This window comes from Ferriphaselus sp. R-1, assembly GCF_000746095.1.
In the GTDB taxonomy this organism is placed as follows: Bacteria; Pseudomonadota; Gammaproteobacteria; order Burkholderiales; family Gallionellaceae; genus Ferriphaselus.
This window is the reverse complement of record NZ_KN050808.1, coordinates 43,852-62,908: the sequence shown is the minus strand read 5'-3', so window position 1 is coordinate 62,908 and position 19,057 is coordinate 43,852. Positions and strand designations below refer to the sequence as shown.

At 60.6% G+C, this 19,057-nt stretch carries 15 protein-coding genes; 1 reads left to right on the top strand and 14 read right to left on the bottom strand.

What is annotated here, in order from left to right:
- The first annotated feature begins 416 nt into the window (after positions 1-416).
- Positions 417-3,035: an Rne/Rng family ribonuclease gene (locus tag DM08_RS11920; protein WP_035384883.1), complete on the top strand. Its 2,619-nt coding sequence runs from the start codon at positions 417-419 to the stop codon at positions 3,033-3,035.
- Between the two features lie 60 nt (positions 3,036-3,095).
- On the opposite strand, the gene mutY is transcribed toward DM08_RS11920, so the two are convergent.
- The 14 genes from mutY to DM08_RS11850 form a co-directional block, all read right to left on the bottom strand.
- Entirely contained in the window at positions 3,096-4,136 is a 1,041-nt protein-coding gene (gene mutY, locus DM08_RS11915; RefSeq protein ID WP_035384882.1) for an A/G-specific adenine glycosylase, read from the bottom strand.
- The gene (locus DM08_RS11910; RefSeq protein ID WP_035384881.1) at positions 4,137-5,534 is read right to left on the bottom strand and encodes a glycoside hydrolase 5 family protein; all 1,398 of its coding nucleotides are present in this window, start codon (positions 5,532-5,534) and stop codon (positions 4,137-4,139) included.
- 8 nt (positions 5,535-5,542) lie between these two features.
- On the bottom strand, positions 5,543-6,088 hold the full coding sequence (locus DM08_RS11905) for an NUDIX domain-containing protein (protein ID WP_035384880.1): 546 nt from the start codon (positions 6,086-6,088) through the stop codon (positions 5,543-5,545).
- Positions 6,089-6,151: 63 nt separating this feature from the next.
- Entirely contained in the window at positions 6,152-7,603 is a 1,452-nt protein-coding gene (gene nuoN / locus DM08_RS11900; protein ID WP_035384879.1) for an NADH-quinone oxidoreductase subunit NuoN, read from the bottom strand.
- Between the two features lie 22 nt (positions 7,604-7,625).
- Complete coding sequence (locus DM08_RS11895; protein WP_035384878.1) at positions 7,626-9,110, bottom strand: NADH-quinone oxidoreductase subunit M; 1,485 nt, start codon at positions 9,108-9,110, stop codon at positions 7,626-7,628.
- Positions 9,111-9,135: 25 nt separating this feature from the next.
- Positions 9,136-11,217, bottom strand: a complete 2,082-nt coding sequence (gene nuoL, locus DM08_RS11890) for an NADH-quinone oxidoreductase subunit L (RefSeq protein WP_035384877.1) — start codon at positions 11,215-11,217, stop codon at positions 9,136-9,138.
- Between the two features lie 4 nt (positions 11,218-11,221).
- A complete protein-coding gene (gene nuoK, locus DM08_RS11885; RefSeq protein ID WP_035384876.1) occupies positions 11,222-11,527 on the bottom strand; it encodes an NADH-quinone oxidoreductase subunit NuoK in 306 nt (101 codons plus the stop codon).
- 24 nt (positions 11,528-11,551) lie between these two features.
- Positions 11,552-12,166, bottom strand: a complete 615-nt coding sequence (locus DM08_RS11880; RefSeq protein WP_035384875.1) for an NADH-quinone oxidoreductase subunit J — start codon at positions 12,164-12,166, stop codon at positions 11,552-11,554.
- A gap of 15 nt (positions 12,167-12,181) precedes the next feature.
- Positions 12,182-12,664, bottom strand: a complete 483-nt coding sequence (gene nuoI / locus DM08_RS11875) for an NADH-quinone oxidoreductase subunit NuoI (protein ID WP_035384874.1) — start codon at positions 12,662-12,664, stop codon at positions 12,182-12,184.
- 18 nt (positions 12,665-12,682) lie between these two features.
- Positions 12,683-13,699, bottom strand: a complete 1,017-nt coding sequence (gene nuoH / locus DM08_RS11870) for an NADH-quinone oxidoreductase subunit NuoH (protein ID WP_051938234.1) — start codon at positions 13,697-13,699, stop codon at positions 12,683-12,685.
- Positions 13,699-16,041 carry an NADH-quinone oxidoreductase subunit NuoG gene (nuoG, locus tag DM08_RS11865; RefSeq protein ID WP_035384873.1) on the bottom strand — a complete coding sequence of 781 codons (2,343 nt, stop codon included), beginning with the start codon at positions 16,039-16,041 and terminating at the stop codon, positions 13,699-13,701. The genes nuoH and nuoG overlap by 1 nt, the downstream gene beginning before the upstream one ends.
- A gap of 12 nt (positions 16,042-16,053) precedes the next feature.
- Positions 16,054-17,319: an NADH-quinone oxidoreductase subunit NuoF gene (nuoF, locus tag DM08_RS11860; RefSeq protein ID WP_051938232.1), complete on the bottom strand. Its 1,266-nt coding sequence runs from the start codon at positions 17,317-17,319 to the stop codon at positions 16,054-16,056.
- The gene (gene nuoE, locus DM08_RS11855) at positions 17,316-17,795 is read right to left on the bottom strand and encodes an NADH-quinone oxidoreductase subunit NuoE (RefSeq protein ID WP_035384872.1); all 480 of its coding nucleotides are present in this window, start codon (positions 17,793-17,795) and stop codon (positions 17,316-17,318) included. Before nuoE ends, nuoF begins: the two co-directional genes overlap by 4 nt.
- A complete protein-coding gene (locus DM08_RS11850; protein ID WP_035384871.1) occupies positions 17,795-19,048 on the bottom strand; it encodes an NADH-quinone oxidoreductase subunit D in 1,254 nt (417 codons plus the stop codon). The genes nuoE and DM08_RS11850 overlap by 1 nt, the downstream gene beginning before the upstream one ends.
- Positions 19,049-19,057: the final 9 nt, after the last annotated feature.

Here is a 19,057-nt window from a genome sequence, read left to right as displayed (position 1 = left end):
TCCCGGCTCGCGTGACGGTAGCGGCACGAGATGAGAGGCGCAACCTCCATCCCGATGTTCCGGCAAGCAGTTGCCTCGCTCCCGCGCCCCCGGTTAATGTCTCTCACCGGACGGTAGGTCCCCGATGAAACGCCCCGATGGAACCATCTCTTGGCGTGCTCCGCAGTGGAGCAAGTCGGCAACTTCCCGTAAAAGCAGTGATGGTAATTGATTTACGCGCTCAAAGCACTGCGGAATTTTAGTGGTGCCGCACACAAAATAGCGGCATCGAATTTAGACATAACTACTCAGAGCACCAGATTTGAACCGCCTTCGGCTCCCATTACAACTTGCTGATAGCACTATAGATTTTCTGGCGCGCGGCTAGCCGCGTGTAGCAGTGTCCTGCCCGTGTACGAGCGCGGGAAAGAATAAAAATGAAACGCATGCTGTTCAATGCGACGCAGCCGGAGGAACTCCGCGTCGCCATTGTCGACGGTCAGAAACTGATCGATCTCGACATTGAGACTGCCGGTAAAGAGCAACGCAAGAGCAATATCTACAAAGCGGTCATCACCCGCATCGAGCCCAGCCTCGAAGCCTGTTTCGTCGAGTACGGCGGCAGTCGTCACGGCTTCCTGCCCTTCAAGGAAGTCGCCCCCCAGTTCTACCAACCCGGCACCACCGGTCGCCCCACCATCAAGGAAGCGCTGAAGGAAGGCCAGGAACTGCTGGTTCAGGTGGAAAAGGACGAGCGCGGCAACAAGGGCGCTGCACTCACCACCTACATCAGTCTGGCTGGCCGCTACATCGTGCTGATGCCCAACAACCCTAACGGCGGCGGCGTGTCGCGTCGCGTCGAGGGTGAGGACCGCAACGAGCTGCGCGAAGTGTTGAGTCACCTCGAAGTGCCGCAAGGCATGAGCATCATCGCCCGCACTGCCGGCATCGGTCGCAACGAGGAAGAGCTGCAGTGGGACTTGAACTACCTCAAGCAACTGTGGGATGCCATCGAAGGCGCCGCCCAGAGCGAAAAAGCACCGTCGCTGATCTATCTGGAAAGCAGCCTGGTGGTACGCGCCATCCGCGACTATTTCCACCCCGAGATCGGCGAGATCCTGATCGACACCGACGACATCTTCCAGCAGGCACAAGCCTTCATGGGCACGGTGATGCCGGCCAACGTGAACCGCATCAAGCGCTACCACGATGACGTGCCGCTGTTCTCGCGCTTCCAGATCGAACACCAGATCGAATCGGCTCACGCCCGTCAGGTCAACCTGCCGTCCGGCGGTGCCATCGTGATCGACCACACCGAAGCGCTCACCGCCATTGACATCAACTCCGCCCGCTCCACGCGCGGCGGCGACATCGAGACCACGGCCTTCAACACCAACCTTGAAGCGGCGGACGAGATCGCCCGCCAACTGCGCCTGCGCGACTTGGGCGGCCTGATCGTGATCGACTTCATCGACATGGAGTCCAGCAAGAATCAGCGCGAAGTCGAGAACCGCCTGCGCGATGCACTGCGCTATGACCGCGCCCGCGTCCAGACCGGCAAGATCTCGCGCTTCGGCCTGCTGGAACTGTCGCGTCAGCGCCTGCAACCCAGCTTGAGCGAACTGTCCTACACGCCCTGCCCGCGCTGTAACGGCATCGGCCACATACGTGGCACCGAGTCCTCCGCGCTGCACATCCTGCGCATCATCCAGGAAGAGGCGATGAAGGAGAGCAGTGCCGCCATCCACGTGCAAGTGCCGGTCGATGTTGCCACCTTCCTGCTCAACGAGAAGCGCGCCGACATCCACCGCATCGAGTCACGCCTGCGCGTCGGGGTCACGCTCATCCCCAACCCGCACATGGAAACACCGCACTACAGCGTCACCCGTCTGCGCCAGGACGATCTGACCGGCGACGTACTGCAAGCCAGCTACAAGCTGGTCGAGAAGCCTGCCGAAGAATCTGCCGTGAAAGCTTCGCAAGAGGCCAAGGCCGTGCGCGCCCAGGCCGCCGTACAAGGTATCACCCCGGCGCAACCAGCACCGGTGCATGTCGAACCGGTCGCTCCAGTCGCGCCCGCCGCCCCTGCGCCCAAGCAATCGTCCATCCTCGGCAAGCTGTTCGGCTGGCTGACAGGCGACAAGAGCGAAGCCAAGGTTGAAGAGAAACCGGCAGAAGAGAAGCCGCGCAGCGCCCAGCCACGCCGCGAGCGTGAAGGCCGCGACGGCAATCGTGAAGGTGGTCGTGGCCGTGGTCGCAACCGCCGTGACCGTGACGACGCGCCACGCGGCGAACGCCCCGAGAAGTCTGCCGATAAGCCCGCCCGCCAGGAGTCTGCCAAACCTGCCGAAGCCGCTAGCGAGCGTCAGGAACGCCAGCCGCGCGAGCCACGCCCACCGCGTGAACCGCGTCCGCCACGCCAGCCGCGTCCCGCCCCCGAGCAGCCCGCTCCAGAGGCGGTAGCGGAAGTGATCGCTGCCCCGGCAGCCGAGGCAGGTGTCGAGCCAACGGCAGAGAACGGTGCGCGTGAGGCAGGTCGTCGCCGTGGTCGCCGTGGTGGTCGTCGCGAACGCGAACGCCGTGAGCAGCAGAACGGTGAAAGCGCTGTAGCGCTGGAAGTCGCCGCCGAGGTGGCCGCCAGCGAAGCAGGTGACGAGCTCGCGCCCGCTCCGGCTGAAGTCGCGACCACTCCGGTCACGGCTCCTGCGCAGGATGCCGAGCCCAGCGTGACCGTCGATGAAACCACCGCCGCGCCGGTGGCCGAAGTCGCCGAGACGGTTGCTGAAGCGCTAGCTCCGCTGGCCGAGGTCGCGATCGAGGCTACCGTGGTCGAGGCAGCACCCGCTGCGGAAGCCGTCGCAGCTATCGCCCCGGTCGTGGCCGCAGTCGCCGCCCCCGCTAGCGATCTGGTCCAGATCGAGACCGATCCGGGCAAGCGTGCAACCGTGGCTGCCGTCCCCGCCGAAGCTCCGCGTGCGCCTAATCGCCGTCGTTCACGTCCGCGCGAGGTGTACGAGGAGAGTGGCCCACTGCAACAGGTAGAGACCCGCTCCTGATCTTGGGAACGGACAAAACCGCACGGTGCAAGCCGTGCGGTTTTTATTTTGCCTGCGCTCTCAGTACCCGCTCAGTGTGAGCAGCAATTGCCGGACGGGTGCGGGAATGGCGGCTTGCAGGGCATCGCCGATCTCCAGCCAGACACTGCCCGCCTCCGCTGCCTGGACTGGCTTACACTGCGCGCTCACCAGCAAGGGATGGACGCTTAACTTGAAGTGGCTGAAGGTATGGACGAAGCCGGACAGCTCGCAGACTTCGCCCGTTTCGATCCCGGCACGCTGGCAGTAGGCCAGCGCCTGCGCTGCCGTATCGAACTGCGGCAAACTCCACAGCCCGCCCCAGATCCCGGTGGCTGGGCGTTTTTCCAGCAGGATGTCGCTGCCGTGCATGGCCAGCAGAAAAACCGCCTGACGCTCGGGCACGAGCCTCTTCGGGCGCGGTGCGGGGAACTCCGCCACCCGGCCACTCAAATAAGCGGCGCAATCGCTGTGCACCGGGCAATCCTGACAACGCGGCTTGCTGCGGCGACACAGCGTCGCGCCCATATCCATCAGCGCCTGGGTATAGATGGCGACATCGTTGGCTGGCAACCGAGCTTCGGCCAACGTCCACAACTCCGCTTCCACTCTGCCCTCGCCCGGCCAACCGGCGACCCCGCCGTGACGCGCCAGCACACGCTTGACGTTGCCGTCCAGGATGGCGCGCGGCTGATGGTAGGCCAGCGCACAAATGGCGGCGGCGGTGGAGCGTCCAATGCCGGGCAGTTCCTGCAGTTGCTCGAACTGCTCAGGAAATTGGCCGCAGAACTGGCCCATCACCCGCTGTGCGGCGCGATGCAGATTGCGTCCGCGCGAGTAATAACCCAGCCCACTCCACAACGCGAGGACCTCGTCCTCGGTCGCAGCGGCAAGCGCGTCGACTGTGGGAAAACGTTCGACGAAACGCAGGAAGTACGGCACGACGGTGGCGACTTGGGTCTGCTGCAACATCACCTCGGACAGCCACACGCGGTAGGCATCACCGCCCTGCCAAGGCAGGTCATGGCGCCCGTATCGGCGCTGCCAGCGGATCAACCGAGCCGCGAAGGAATCGCCCTGCATCTAAGGAACGACCACCTGCACGGCATTGGAGGGGGCGGAGTCGCCATTGGCGTTGTGCGCGATGACGCGATAACTCCACGTACCCGCTGCTGGATGGTCGCGGTACAGGGAAATGCGCGGGATGGGCTTGCCGTCCAGCATCTGCGGCTGGGCATCACCGATGTCCGTCGCCAGCGTCTGCCAGCGCCCGTCGGCCCCGGCACGTTGGACCTCGTAGCTGTCGGCTCCGGCTGAACCTTGCCAGTTGAGCGCGACGGGGAAGCGTATCGGCAACATCGTGGGCGTATCCGGTGCGTCTTCGGGCGGCACGGGCAGGTCACGGATGGCATACGCCGCCTGACGCAGCACCGAGAAGATCTGCCGCTCGCCCTGCGGCAGATTGGTGCTGAAGCCGGGATATTGCAGCGAATCGCTATGGCCGTCGAAATCCAGGTGATAGTAGAACCCGCCCGACTCGGCACGGAAGCGCAGCGACCACGCCATCGCCCCCGCCGCAGGCGAGGTCATGGTCTGGCTAACGATCTTGCTCACCCGCTGCAAGTCGGACGGGTCGAATTCGCCGTAGAGATAGGCCTTGCCCGCCCGCGCCGCCTGCTCGGCAAAACTGACAAAACGGTCGTCGGTGTAATGGGTGGTCACGATGTCGATGTTAGCATCCTGCAGCGACACGGCGGGGATGGCCTTGTGGCCGCCATCAACGATCAGGTGATTGCGGTCCTGCCGCTTCAGATGCGCGGCCATCTCGCTGAGCCAGTTCGCATTGGCCTTGTCGATCTCGTTGCCCAGCTCCCACGCCATGATGGCCGGATCGTCTTTGTAGAGGCGACCATTGACGGTGTTCTTGCGATTCAGCAGCCAGGTGAGAAATTCCTTGTAGGCGGTCTTGGCCTTAGCATCCGTCCAGAAATCCTGCGCATCAGCCAGCTTCGCCCATTCAGCATAACCGCCGAACCATTCCCAGTTATCCACCAACGGGAGGATGACGCGCACGCCCTCCTCCGCCGCGATGGCCAGGCCACGATCCACATCGCGGAACAGTTGCTCGTTATAGATAATCTTGCCGCTCGCATCCGCGTAGATGTGCGCCATGCGCCCATCGACATTGCGTCCGCCCTCGACGGCGAAGCAATAGGCGCGGAACACTTGCCCGCCCAAACGCTTGACTGCCCGCGCCGCATCGCGCTGTTCGAAGGCGGTGACGCGATGCCAGGACGGCTCGCTTACATCGCCGGTATCTTCGAGGATGAAGTAGTTGGGAATGTTGACCGAGATGAAGCGGAACGGCTTGCCGTCCAAGAGCAAGCTGCTGCCAGTGCGGGTGACGAAGGACTCCTGAGCCGACGCACCGAACGTGGCCAGCAAGAGCACCGAGAACAGGAAACTGCGCAGACCAGGCATGTCGCCCCCTATTTGTCCCAGCCCGACATATGCTTTTCCAGCCAGAACAGGCCGAGCATGGTCTTGCTGTCGTTGATGCGACCGTCCTTGACCCAGGCCATGGCCTCGGCGAACGGCAGTTCGAACACTTCAAGGAACTCGCCCTCGTCCAGGCGGCGACCTTGGTGAGTCAGGCCGCGTGCCAGAAAATACTCCATGCGCTCGTCGGCATAGCCTATGCATGGCCAAGCGGTGGTCAGATGCATCCACTCGCGGGCGACGTAGCCGGTCTCTTCCAGCAGTTCGCGCTGGGCGGTGAGTAGGATGTCTTCGCCGTGATCGATCTTGCCGGCAGGTATCTCGATGAACTCCTGTGCCGGAGCATAACGATACTGGCGCTCGAACAACAAGTTGCCGTTGTCCAGTATCGCCAGCACCGCCACCGCGCCGGGATGGGTGATGTATTCACGCTGGCTGACACTGCCGTCGGGCAGCCGCGCATCGTCCTTGTGTACCTTGAGGAACGCGCCGTCGTACACCAGCGCCGTCGTCATCCGGGTTTCTTTCAGATCCATTCCTTACTCCACAAATGAACACTCCCGCACAGGGCGGGAGTGTCGTCGTAACTAACGCCTAGACTAATGTAGCAACAGCGACTGCTGCACCGACACCGCGCAAATCGACATCAGCGTGCCCGGCAGGATACCAAGGAACAGCACACCCAAGCCGTTGAAGGTGATGAGCAAGGAGGTGTCGGCCTGATACTGGATGGGCTCGTGGCTTTCCGGTGTGTCGAAATACATCAGCTTGACCACGCGCAGGTAGAAGAACGCACCGACCAGCGAGAACAGCACCGCGATGATGGCTAGGGCGAAGTGACCGGTCTGGACAACGGCCTGCAGCACCGAGAACTTGGCATAGAAGCCAACGGTGGGCGGCACGCCAGCCATCGAGAACATCAGCAACAGCATCATGAACGCGAGCCACGGGCTGCGCTGGTTCAGTCCCTTGTAATCGGACAGGTTGTCAGCCTCGAAGCCTTCGCGCGACATCAGCATGATCATGCCGAAACCACCCAGCGTCATCAGCACATAGGTCACGGCGTAGAACATGGCCGAGCTATAACCCTCGATGGTGCCACTCAGCACACCCAACAGCAGGTAACCCATGTGAGCGATGGTCGAGTAGGCAAACATGCGCTTGATGTTGGTCTGCGCAATCGCCGACAGGTTGCCGATGGCGATGGACAGGATGGCCATGATCGCCAGCATGCTGGACCACTGGATCGCCAGCGGTTGCAGTGCCTCGACCAGGATGCGCATCACGAAGGCGAAGGCCGCCAGTTTGGGAGCCGAGCCGATCAGCAACGTCATCGGTGTCGGTGCGCCGTGATACACATCCGGCACCCACATGTGGAAGGGGACCGCGCCCAGCTTGAAGGCCAGACCGGACACCACGAACACCAGACCGAACACCAGCAGCTGCTTGTTGTACACGCCCTGCTCGATCGCGTCGGAGATCTTGTAGATCTCCAGGGAGCCGGTGGCACCGTAGATCATGGACATGCCGTAGAGCAGCAGGCCGGAAGCCAGCGCACCCAGGATGAAATACTTCATCGCCGCTTCGGTCGCCACGGCGGAGTCACGCTGCAAGGCCACCATCGCGTACAGCGACAGCGACAGCAACTCCAGGCCCAGATACAGGGTCAGGAAGTGGCTGGCCGAGATCATCACCATCATGCCCAGCAGGGCGAACAGCGCCAGCGACATGAACTCGCCGCTGAACAGCCCGCGCGTCAGTAGATAGGTGCGGGAATAGACCAGCATCATGGAAACCGCCAGATAAGCCAGCAGCTTCAGCACGTCGGACATCAGATCATCGACATACATATTGCTGAACACGATGGCGACACCGTCAGTGTGGGTCGCGACCGTGATGAAGGAACAGCCCAGCAAGGTCAGTTGCACCATCATGTAGGTGAACATCTTGCCGCGCCCGGCAACGAACAGATCAGCGATCAAAATTACGCAGACCATCGTCAGCAGGAAGACTTCCGCGCCAGCGTGGTACAGATTGGTAGCCAGATTCATATCAACCTCAGTAACTTAGGGCTTACAACTTGGAACGGGCGACATGCACCAGCAGGTCGTTCACCGATGCGTGCATGATTTCCGTGAACGGCAGCGGGTACAAACCCATGCCCAGCACGGTGATGGCCAGAATGATGAACATCAGTTTTTCGCGTCCGTTCAGATCAGTCAGTTCAGCCACGTGATGGTTGGCCACCGCACCGAAGATCACGCGCTTGTACATCCACAGCGTGTAGGCAGCACCGAAGATCAGTGTCGTGGCAGCCAGGAAGCCGTACCAGAAGTTGGCCTTGACCGCCGCCAGGATCACGACGAACTCGCCGACGAAACCGCTGGTGCCCGGCAGGCCGGAGTTAGCCATGGCGAACAGCATGAAGAAGGCGGCGAACACCGGCATCTTGTTGGCCACACCGCCGTAATCCGAGATCTTACGCGAGTGCATGCGGTCATACAGCACACCGATACACAGGAACAGCGCACCCGACACGAAGCCGTGCGAGATCATCTGTACCAGCGCGCCTTCCATGCCGTAGGCGTTGAAGATGAAGAAACCCAGCGTCACAAAGCCCATGTGCGAGATGGAAGAGTACGCCACCAGCTTCTTCATGTCGGACTGGGTCAACGCGACCAGGCCGATGTACACCACGGCGATCAGCGACAGCGCGATCATCATGCCGGCCAGCGAGTGGCTGGCATCCGGCGCGATGGGCATGGAGAAACGCAGGAAACCGTACGCGCCCACCTTCAGCATGATCGCCGCCAGGATCACGGAACCGCCGGTCGGCGCTTCCACGTGGGCATCCGGCAACCAGGTGTGCACCGGGAACATCGGCACTTTCACCGCGAACGCCATGAAGAACGCCAGGAACACCAAGATCTGCGCGGTCATCGGGATCGGCATCTGATGGAAGTCAAGGATCTCGAAGCTGCCGCCGGACTGGTTGTACAGGTACAACAAGGCAACCAGCATCAGCAGCGAACCGAGCAAGGTGTAGAGGAAGAACTTGACCGCCGCATACACGCGGTTCGCGCCGCCCCACACGCCCACGATGATGAACATCGGGATCAGCATGGCTTCCCAGAACACGTAGAACAGCACCGCATCCAGCGCCGCGAACACGCCGTTGACGATGCCGGACATGATCAGGAAAGCCGCCATGTATTGGGCCACGCGCTTCTCGATCACCTGCCATCCGGCGATCACCACCAGCGGCGTGAAGAAACTGTTCAGGATGATGAACAACACCGAGATACCGTCCACACCCAGGTGATAGTGGATGTTGTAACGGATGATCCAGTCTTTCATCTCCACGAACTGCATGGCGCTGGTCACCTTGTCGAAGCCGGTGTACAGCGGGATGGTCACCAGAAAGCCCAGCACCCCGCCGACCAACGCGATGATGCGCGCCAGGGGCGCATTGCGGTCGTCACCAGTGGCAAGGACCAGCACGCCGAAGATGATGGGCAGCCAGATGGCGACGCTCAGTACAGGTAATCCAAAAATCATGCTGTCGTTCCTCTAAATCTTGCGCTTATTCGAACCAATTCCGGATGGTCAACAGGACGAACACCCCGGTGATCATGGCGAAAGCATAGTGGTAGATATAACCCGATTGCACGTGGCGCACCACGCCGGACACACGACCGACCAGCCAGGCCGAGCCGTTCACCACCAGACCGTCGATCAGGCGCACGTCACCGAAGCGCCACAGGAAACGGCTGGCACCGCGCGCACCGGAGGCGAAGAACCAGTCGTTGAACCGATCGAAGAAGTATTTCTCTTCCAGCATGTTGTGGATGCAGGAGAAGCGTTGCTTGATCGCTTCCGGGATGTCCGGACGCTTCATGTAGAAGAACCAGGAGGTCAACACACCGGCCAGTGCCAGCCAGAATGGCAGGCTGGTGAACGCATGCAGACCCATCGCCACCGCACCGTGGAACTCTTCGTGCATCTCGTGCAGCGCCTCGTGGTGCTCGGAGATGAAGATCGCATCGGTGAAGTAGTGACCAAACAGCATAGGCTCGATGGCGATGAAGCCGATAGCCACCGACGGGATCGCCAGCAGGACCAAGGGCAGCGTCACCACCCAAGGCGACTCGTGCGGCTTCTGGCCCGGAGCCAAGCCATGGTGGTGGTCGTGCGACACTTCCTCGTCATCATGGTCGCCGTCATGGGCATCGTGGGCATCAGCATGCGCTGCATGATCGTCATGACCGTGCGCGTCGTGAGCGTGATGGTCGTCATGCGCCTTGCCGAAACGCTCTTCACCATGGAACACCAGGAAGTACATGCGGAAGGAATAGAACGCGGTCACGAACACGCCGATCAGCACCGCCACGTGGACGACACCGGCGACCGGCAGATGCGACAGGCCGACCGCCTCGATGATGCTGTCCTTGGAATAGAAGCCGGAGAAGAACGGTGTACCGATCAGCGCCAGCGAGCCGATCAGCGAAGTGATCCAGGTGATGGGCATGTATTTCTTCAGGCCGCCCATGTTGCGCATATCCTGATCGTGGTGCATACCGATAATCACCGAACCTGCGGCCAGGAACAGCAGCGCCTTGAAGAAGGCGTGCGTCATCAGGTGGAACACCGCCACCGAGTAGGCGGAAGCGCCCAGCGCCACGGTCATGTAACCCAGTTGCGACAGCGTGGAATACGCCACCACGCGCTTGATGTCGTGCTGGACGATGCCGAGGAAGCCCATGAACAGCGCAGTGATCGCGCCGATGACCATCACGAAGGACAGTGCGGCCTCGGACATCTCATACAGCGGCGACATGCGCGCCACCATGAAGATACCGGCGGTCACCATGGTCGCGGCGTGGATCAGCGCGGAGATCGGGGTCGGGCCTTCCATCGAATCGGGCAGCCAGACGTGCAGCGGGAACTGCGCCGACTTACCCATCGCACCGATGAAGAGCAGGATGCAGATCGCGGTGATCAGGTTGGCAGAGATGCCGGGAATGGGTGCCATGTCAGCGGCATGCTGACCAGCAGCGGCGAATACCGAGGCGTAGTCCAACGTGCCGAACACCATCAGCACCAGGCCGATGCCGAGCAGGAAGCCGAAATCACCAACGCGGTTGACCAGAAAAGCCTTGAGGTTGGCGTAGATCGCGGTCGGGCGGGTGAACCAGAAACCGATCAGCAAGTAAGACACCAGGCCCACCGCTTCCCAGCCGAAGAACAGCTGCATGAAGTTGTTGGACATCACCAGCATCAGCATGGAAAAGGTGAACAGCGAGATGTAGCTGAAGAAACGCTGGTAGCCGGGATCTTCCTGCATGTAGCCGATGGTGTAGATGTGCACCATCAGCGACACGAAGGTCACCACCAGCATCATCATCACGGTCAGGCGATCGATCAGGAAGCCGACCTCGAAGCGCGTATCGCCGGTCGTCATCCAGGTGTAGACCGAGCCATTGAAGGTGTGGCCAGCCATCACATCGTTGAAGATGGAGACAGACAGGCCGAAGGCGACCGCCACCATCAGGATGGTGATGCGATGCGACCAGACGCGGCCCAGCACTTTGCCGAACAGGCCAGCCGCGATCGCACCGATGAGCGGCGCGGCAGGAACCATCAGGTAGGTAGATTGCATACTCATCGGGTCAGCCTTTCAAACTTTCCAGGTCATCCACGTTGATGGTACGCAGATTGCGGAACAGCACCACCAGGATAGCCAGACCGATAGCGGCTTCAGCGGCTGCCACAGTCAGGATGAAGAACACGAATATCTGCCCGGATGGGTCGTTCAGATAGTGCGAGAACGCGACGAAATTGGTGTTCACCGCCAACAACATCATCTCGATCGACATCAGCAAAATGATCACGTTCTTGCGGTTGAGGAAGATCCCCACCACACTGATTGCGAACATGATCGCGCTCAGTACCAAGTAATGCGACAAGGTCAACATAGTGTTCTTTCTCTCCCCGATACCTTAAGCGGCTCTGTCGCTGCCGGACTTCTCGGCGGCGACCGGCACGATGCGCAGACGATCCGCTTTCTTGACCAATACCTGCTTGCCCGGATTCTGCGACTTGACTCCGATACGGCGACGCAGCGTCAGTGCGATTGCGGCCACCATCGCCACCAGCAGTACCACGGCGGCGATCTCAAAGGGATAGACGTAGTCGGTGTAGATCAGGCGGCCCAGTTCCTTGATGTTGCTGTAGTCAGCCGCGTGACGCACCAGCCCTTCAGTCGCGGCAGTCTTGCGATTGCCCAGCACATACACCATCTCGCCGACCATCACCAGCGCCAGCGCCGCACCGAACGGGAACCAGCGCCAGAAACCTTCGCGCAACTGGTCGAGATTGATGTCCAGCATCATCACCACGAACAGGAACAACACCATCACCGCACCGACATAGACCAGCACCAACGTGATAGAGAGGAACTCCGCTTCCAGCAACATCCAGATGCCCGATGCGCTACAGAACGCCAGCACCAGGAACATCGCCGAGTGCACCGGGTTACGGGCCGTGATGACACGTAGCCCGGCGAAGATCATCAGCGCCGCGAATACGTAAAAAACCAGTGATTCCACATTCATTGATTCCACCCCTTGTTAACGGTACTTGGCATCTGCCGCGCGATCTTTGGCAATCTGTGCTTCATGCTTGTCGCCCACAGCCAGCAACATCTCCTTGGTGTAGTAGAGGTCGCCGCGATTCTCGCCGTGATAGTCGAAGACGCGTGTCTCGACGATGGCATCGACCGGGCAAGACTCTTCGCAGAAACCGCAGAAGATGCACTTGGTCAGGTCGATGTCGTACTGCGTCGTGCGGCGCGAACCATCGGCACGCTGTGCAACCTCGATCTTGATCGCCAGTGCCGGGCACACCGCCTCGCACAGCTTGCAGGCGATACAACGCTCTTCGCCGTTGGCGTAGCGACGCTGGGCGTGCAAGCCACGGAAGCGAAAACTCTGCGGCGTACGCTCGTCCGGGTATTGCACCGTGATCTTGCGTTCGAACAGGTGACGCCCGGTCAGCGCCATGCCCTTGAGCAGTTCGAGCAGCAGGAAAGTCTTGAAAAATCTCTGGATCATCGTCAAATCCTCAACCGTTTACCACAGCCACAACGGTGTCTGCATCCACAAGCCCACCACCACTACCCAGATCAGGGAGATAGGGATGAACACCTTCCAGCCCAGACGCATCAACTGGTCATAACGGTAACGCGGGAACGTCGCGCGGAACCACAGGAACAGGAACAACACGAAGGAAGCCTTGGCCAACAGCCAGACGATGCTGTCCGGCAGGAAGGTCACCGGCGACAGCCAGCCGCCCATGAACATGATAGCGGTCAGGAACGCGATCAGGATCATGTTGGCGTATTCGCCCAGGAAGAACAGCGCGAACGCCATGCCTGAATATTCCACGTGGAAACCGGCCACGATCTCGGATTCGCCTTCAGCCAGGTCGAACGGTGCGCGGTTGGTCTCGGCCACACCGGAGATCAGGTAGACCAGGAACATCGGGAACAGCGGGATGATGTACCAACTCAGCAGACCAGCCCCCTTCTGTCCGTTCACGATGTCGCCCAGATTCAGGCTACCGGAGGCCATCAGCACGCACACCAGCGCGAAGCCCATGGCGATCTCGTAGGACACGATCTGTGCAGCGGAGCGCAGCGAACCGAGGAACGCATACTTGGAGTTGGAAGCCCAGCCCGCCAGGATCACACCGTACACGCCCAGCGAGGTCATCGCGAGGATGTACAGCAGACCGGCGTTGACGTTCGCCAGCACCAGCTCAGCATTGAACGGCACCACCGCCCAGGCTGCCAGTGCGGGCATCAGGCACAGCACCGGAGCCAGCACGAACAGGAACTTGTTCGATCCAGCCGGGATGATGATCTCCTTGAAGAACAGCTTCATGCCGTCGGCCAGCGGTTGCAGCAAGCCGTAATAGCCCACGCGGTTCGGGCCGATACGCACCTGCATGTAGCCGATCACCTTGCGCTCGACGTAGGTCAGGTAGGCCACACCCACCATCAGCGGAGCAACGATGAGGACGATCTTGACCAAGGTCCACAACGGTGTCCACGCCACGCCCAACAGGTTTTGCAATGTCTCAATCATCACGCACGCTCCACGCTAATCGTTCCGAACATCGCGCCCAGCGCAGCCGTCGCGGGATGTCCGGCAGCCACACGCACCACGCCTGCCGGCAGTGTGTCATCCGCCTTGGCTACCAGCGTGGCACTACCCTGCCCCTGGCTGACCTTGACGCTGTCACCGCATCCGGCACCCAGCTTCGCCAGCTCGGCAGCGTTCATCGCCACGGTCGGCGTGGCAGCATCACGGGTCTGTTGCAGGGAAGGTGCTCGACGTACGATGGAATCGGTGGCATAGATAGGCACGTCGGGGACGCGCTGCAAACCAGCCGCCACATTCGCCGTCGCACTCACTGCCACACCATCCAGCTTGTTGTTCAATGCAGGCGCTACGTTCTCAGGCAAAGCGTCAGCACGCACGGCTTCGCTGCTGTCGTAGTCGAAACCGGCGACATCCAGCAGATTGCCCAGTACGCGCAACACCTTCCATGCCGGACGCGCTTCGCCCAGCGGCTTGACCGCACCCTTGAAGCTCTGCACGCGCCCCTCGGTGCTGACAAAAGTGCCAGAAGTCTCGGTGAACGGAGCAATCGGCAACAGCACATCGGCGTAATCGACTGCGCCATGCTTGTAGGCCGACATCGCCACCACCAGATCGGCCGCTTTCATCGCCGCCACCGCTTGCTGGGAATTGGCCGTATCCAGCTCGGCTTCGACATTCAGCAGCAGGTAAGCTTTGCGCGGTTGATCCAGCATCGCGGCTGCGTTCAGGCCGCCGACCCCAGGTACGGCATTGACCAGGTAACCGCCAACGCTGTTGGCGCTCTCGCCCAGGAAACCGAACTTGGCCGAAGTCAGGGCCGCGATCTCTTGCGCCAGACGCTGCAATTGCGCCGCTTCCGGATGCTGTGCCGCGAAATTGCCCAGCAGCACGGCTACGTTGGAGCCACTTGCGAGGCTGCCAGCGATGCTGCGCGCCTCAGCCGAGGGCACGACACCGGCGACCGCCGCCTGCACATCATTGGACAGCATGGCCTGCTTGGACTCAGCCAGAGCCGCCAGAATCTGTGTGAGCACTGCGCGCAAATCGCTAGGTGCGACGATGGCTTTGTTCGCCACATCCACCAGCAGATCGTCGTCAGCCGAGTGCACCACGTTGAGTTGCCCACCCTTTTTGACCGCATCGCGCACGCGATGCGCCAGCAGCGGATGATCCTTGCGCAGGAAGCTGCCCACCAGCAGCAGGCGATCCGCCTTGCCGATCTCGGCGACTTCCATGCCCAACCAGGGAGCGCCTGCGCGCTTGCCGTCGGCAGAGAAGTCAGCTTGGCGCAGACGGAAATCCACATTCTCGGAACCCAGACCGCGCACCAACTTTTGCAACAGGTACAGTTCTTCGGCGGTGGAGGTTCCGGTAGCCAGCGCGCCGATGTGCTCAGCACCGGCGCCGTTACCGATCTGGCGCAGCGCGTTGGCCACATACTCCAGCGCAGCTTGCCATTCGACCTCGATCCACTTGCCATCCTGCTTCAGCATGGGCTTGGTCAGGCGCTCGGCGGAATTCAGGCCTTCATAACTGAAACGGTCGCGGTCGGAGATCCAGCATTCGTTGACGGCTTCGTTCTCCAGCGGAGTGACGCGTGCGACGCGGCCATTCTTGACTTGTACGGTGAGGTTGGAACCCAGGCTGTCGTGTGGGCTGACCGACTTGCGGCGGGACAATTCCCAAGAACGTGCGGTGTAGCGGAACGGCTTGCTGGTCAAAGCACCGACCGGGCACAGGTCGATCATGTTGCCGGACAGTTCGGAGTCGACCGAGCTTTGCACGAAGGTCATGATGGCGGAGAACTCACCCCGATTGGCCATGCCCAGTTCCATCACGCCGGCAACTTCCTGACCGAAACGCACACAGCGGGTGCAGTGGATGCAACGGCTCATTTCCTCGGCGGAGATCAGCGCACCCAGCGGCTTGCCCAGCACCTGATGCTTGGCTTCGGTGAATCGGGTACCGACTCCGCCGTAGCCCATGGCCACGTCCTGCAACATACACTCACCACCCTGATCGCAAATCGGGCAATCCAGCGGATGGTTGATCAGCAGGAACTCCATCACGCCCTGTTGCGCCTTCACGGCGTACTCGGAGTGCGTGTGCACCTTCATGCCCTCGACCACCGGGGTCGCGCAGGCAGGCAGTGGCTTGGGAGCCTTTTCCACCTGCACCAGACACATGCGGCAGCTGGCCGCGATGGAGAGCTTTTTGTGGTAGCAGAAATGCGGGATGTATTTGCCGATCTCGTGGGCGGCATCCATCACCGTCCTGCCGTTCTCGACCGCAACCGCTTGTCCGTCAATCTCGATGTTAATCATTGCTTTCCCGCCTTACACCAGACAACGTTTGTGTTCGATGTGGTACTCGAACTCACTACGATAATGCTTGAGCATCCCCTGCACCGGCCACGCGGCGGCATCGCCCAGCGCGCAAATGGTACGACCAGCGATGTTGTCGCACAGGCTCAGCAACAAATCCAGATCTTCCGGCTTGCCCTCGCCATGTTCGATACGATGAATGATGCGATACAGCCAGCCGGTACCTTCACGGCACGGCGTACATTGACCGCAGGATTCTTCAAAGTAGAAATATGCCAGTCGCTCCAGCGCCTTGACCATGCACACGGTGTCATCCATTACGATGACCGCACCGCTGCCCAGATAGGAACCCGCCTTCTGCAACGAGTCGTAGTCCATATCGGTCTGCATCATGATCTCGCCAGGCAGCACCGGCATCGAAGAACCGCCGGGGATGACGGCTTTCAGCTTGTGACCGTGACGCACGCCACCGGCCATTTCCAGCAGCTTGGCGAACGGCGTGCCCAGCGGCACTTCAAAGTTGCCCGGATTGTTGACGTGACCGGAAACCGAGAACAGCTTGGTGCCGCCGTTGTTGGGGCGACCCAGTTCGAGGAACTTCTGCCCGCCTTCGCGGATGATGTACGGGATGCTGGCGAAGGTCTCGGTGTTGTTGATGGTGGTCGGCTTGCCGTACAGGCCGAAGCTGGCCGGGAACGGCGGCTTGAAGCGCGGCTGGCCCTTTTTGCCTTCGATGGATTCGAGCAGCGCAGTCTCTTCACCACACACATAGGCGCCGTAGCCCAAGTGGTTGTGCAGATCGAACTCGAAGTCGAAGCCCAGGATGTTCTTGCCGAGGTAACCGGCGGCACGCGCTTCTTCGCACGCCGCTTCCATACGCTCGTAAGCCTCGAAGATCTCGCCGTGAACGTAGTTGTAACCGGTTTTCACGTTCATGGTGTAGGCCGCGATGGCCATGCCTTCGATCAACGCATGCGGGTTGTAGCGCAGGATGTCCCAGTCCTTGCAGGTACCCGGCTCGCCTTCGTCGGTGTTGCAGACGATGTACTTGTCGCCCTGATAGTTGCGCGGCATGAAGCTCCACTTGAGGCCAGTGGGGAAGCCCGCACCACCGCGCCCGCGCAGTGCCGAAGTCTTGACTTCAGCGATGATGGCATCGGGCGCGATCTTCTCGGTCAGGATCTTGCGCAGCGCTTGGTAGCCGCCTACCTTGAGATAATTCTCCAGCGTCCATGGCTGGTCGAATCCCAGTGTCGTGTAAATAACCGGCCCGTTCATTGCTTATCCAATTCTGCCAGAAGCTGGTCAATTTTCTCGGAGGTCAGGTGGGAGCAGATACGCTTGTTGTTGACGGTAAGCAGCGGAGCCGCCACGCACGCTCCCATGCACTCACCCTCGCGGATACCGAACTTGCCATCTGCCGTGACCTCGTTCAGACCAACGCCCAGCTTGTGCTCCAGATGTTCCAGCACATCATGTGCGCCGCACAAGGTACAGGACAGATTGGTACACACGGTCAGCGTATTCTTGCCCATGGGCTTGAGGTTGTACATGTGGTAGAAGGTGGCAACCTCATACACCGCCATCTTGGGCATGCCCAGATAGGCAGCCACGTCGGCCATGTCATCACTGGAGATCCAGCCCTTCTCATCCTGCACGAAACGCAGGGCGGCCATCACCGCCGACTGCTTCTGATCTGCCGGATACTTCTTCAGTTCGCGGTCAGTCTTGGCTTGAACTTGTTCGGATAACATCAGCGGTCAATCTCCCCAAACACAATATCCTGGGTGCCGATAATCGTCACCACGTCTGCAATCATATGGCCGCGCGACATCTCATCGAGGCCGGCCAAGTGGGCATAGCCCGGTGCGCGGATCTTCAGGCGATATGGCTTGTTCGCGCCGTCCGACACCAGATAGATGCCGAACTCACCCTTGGGATGCTCCACAGCGGAATAACACTCGCCCGCGCTGACATGCATCCCTTCAGTGAACAGCTTGAAGTGATGGATCAGCGCTTCCATGTTGTCCTTCATGTCGGTGCGCTTGGGCGGTGCGTACTTCAGGTTCGACGACATCACCGGCCCCGGATTGACGCGCAGCCAGTCGATACACTGCTTGATGATGCGATTCGACTGGCGCATCTCTTCGACGCGCACCAAGTAACGGTCATAGCAGTCGCCTTCGGTGCCGACCGGAATGTCGAAATCCATCTTGTCGTAGACTTCATACGGCTGCTTTTTGCGCAGATCCCAAGCGATACCGGAACCGCGCAACATCGGGCCGGTGAAGCCCAGCGCCAGCGCACGTTCAGGAGTGACCACGCCGATACCGACCAGACGTTGTTTCCAGATACGGTTATCAGTCAGCAGCGTTTCGTATTCGTCCACATACTTGGGGAAACGGCGGCAGAAGTCATCCAGAAAATCGAGCAGGGAACCCTGACGGTTCTCGTTCATCTTGCGGATAGCTTCGGCGTTGTGAATCTTGGAGGCTTCGTACTGCGGCATGGTGTCCGGCAGGTCGCGATAGACGCCGCCCGGACGGTAGTAAGCCGCATGCAGACGCGCACCAGAAGCTGCCTCGTAGGCATCCATCAGGTCTTCGCGCTCGCGGAAGGCGTACAGGAAAGTGGTCATCGCGCCCACGTCCAGACTGTGAGCACCCAACCACAGCAGGTGGTTCAGGATGCGGGTGATCTCGTCGAACATGACGCGGATGTATTGAGCACGGATCGGCACATCGATGCCGGCCAGCTTCTCGACGGCCATCACGTAAGCATGCTCGTTGCACATCATCGACACGTAGTCGAGACGATCCATGTACGGCACGGACTGCAGAAAGGTCTTGTGCTCGGCCAGTTTTTCGGTACCGCGATGCAGCAGACCGATGTGCGGATCGGCACGCTCGATCACTTCGCCATCCAGCTCCAGCACCAGACGCAGCACACCGTGTGCTGCCGGGTGCTGCGGACCAAAGTTCATGGTGTAGTTTTTAATTTCAGACATCGCAACGCA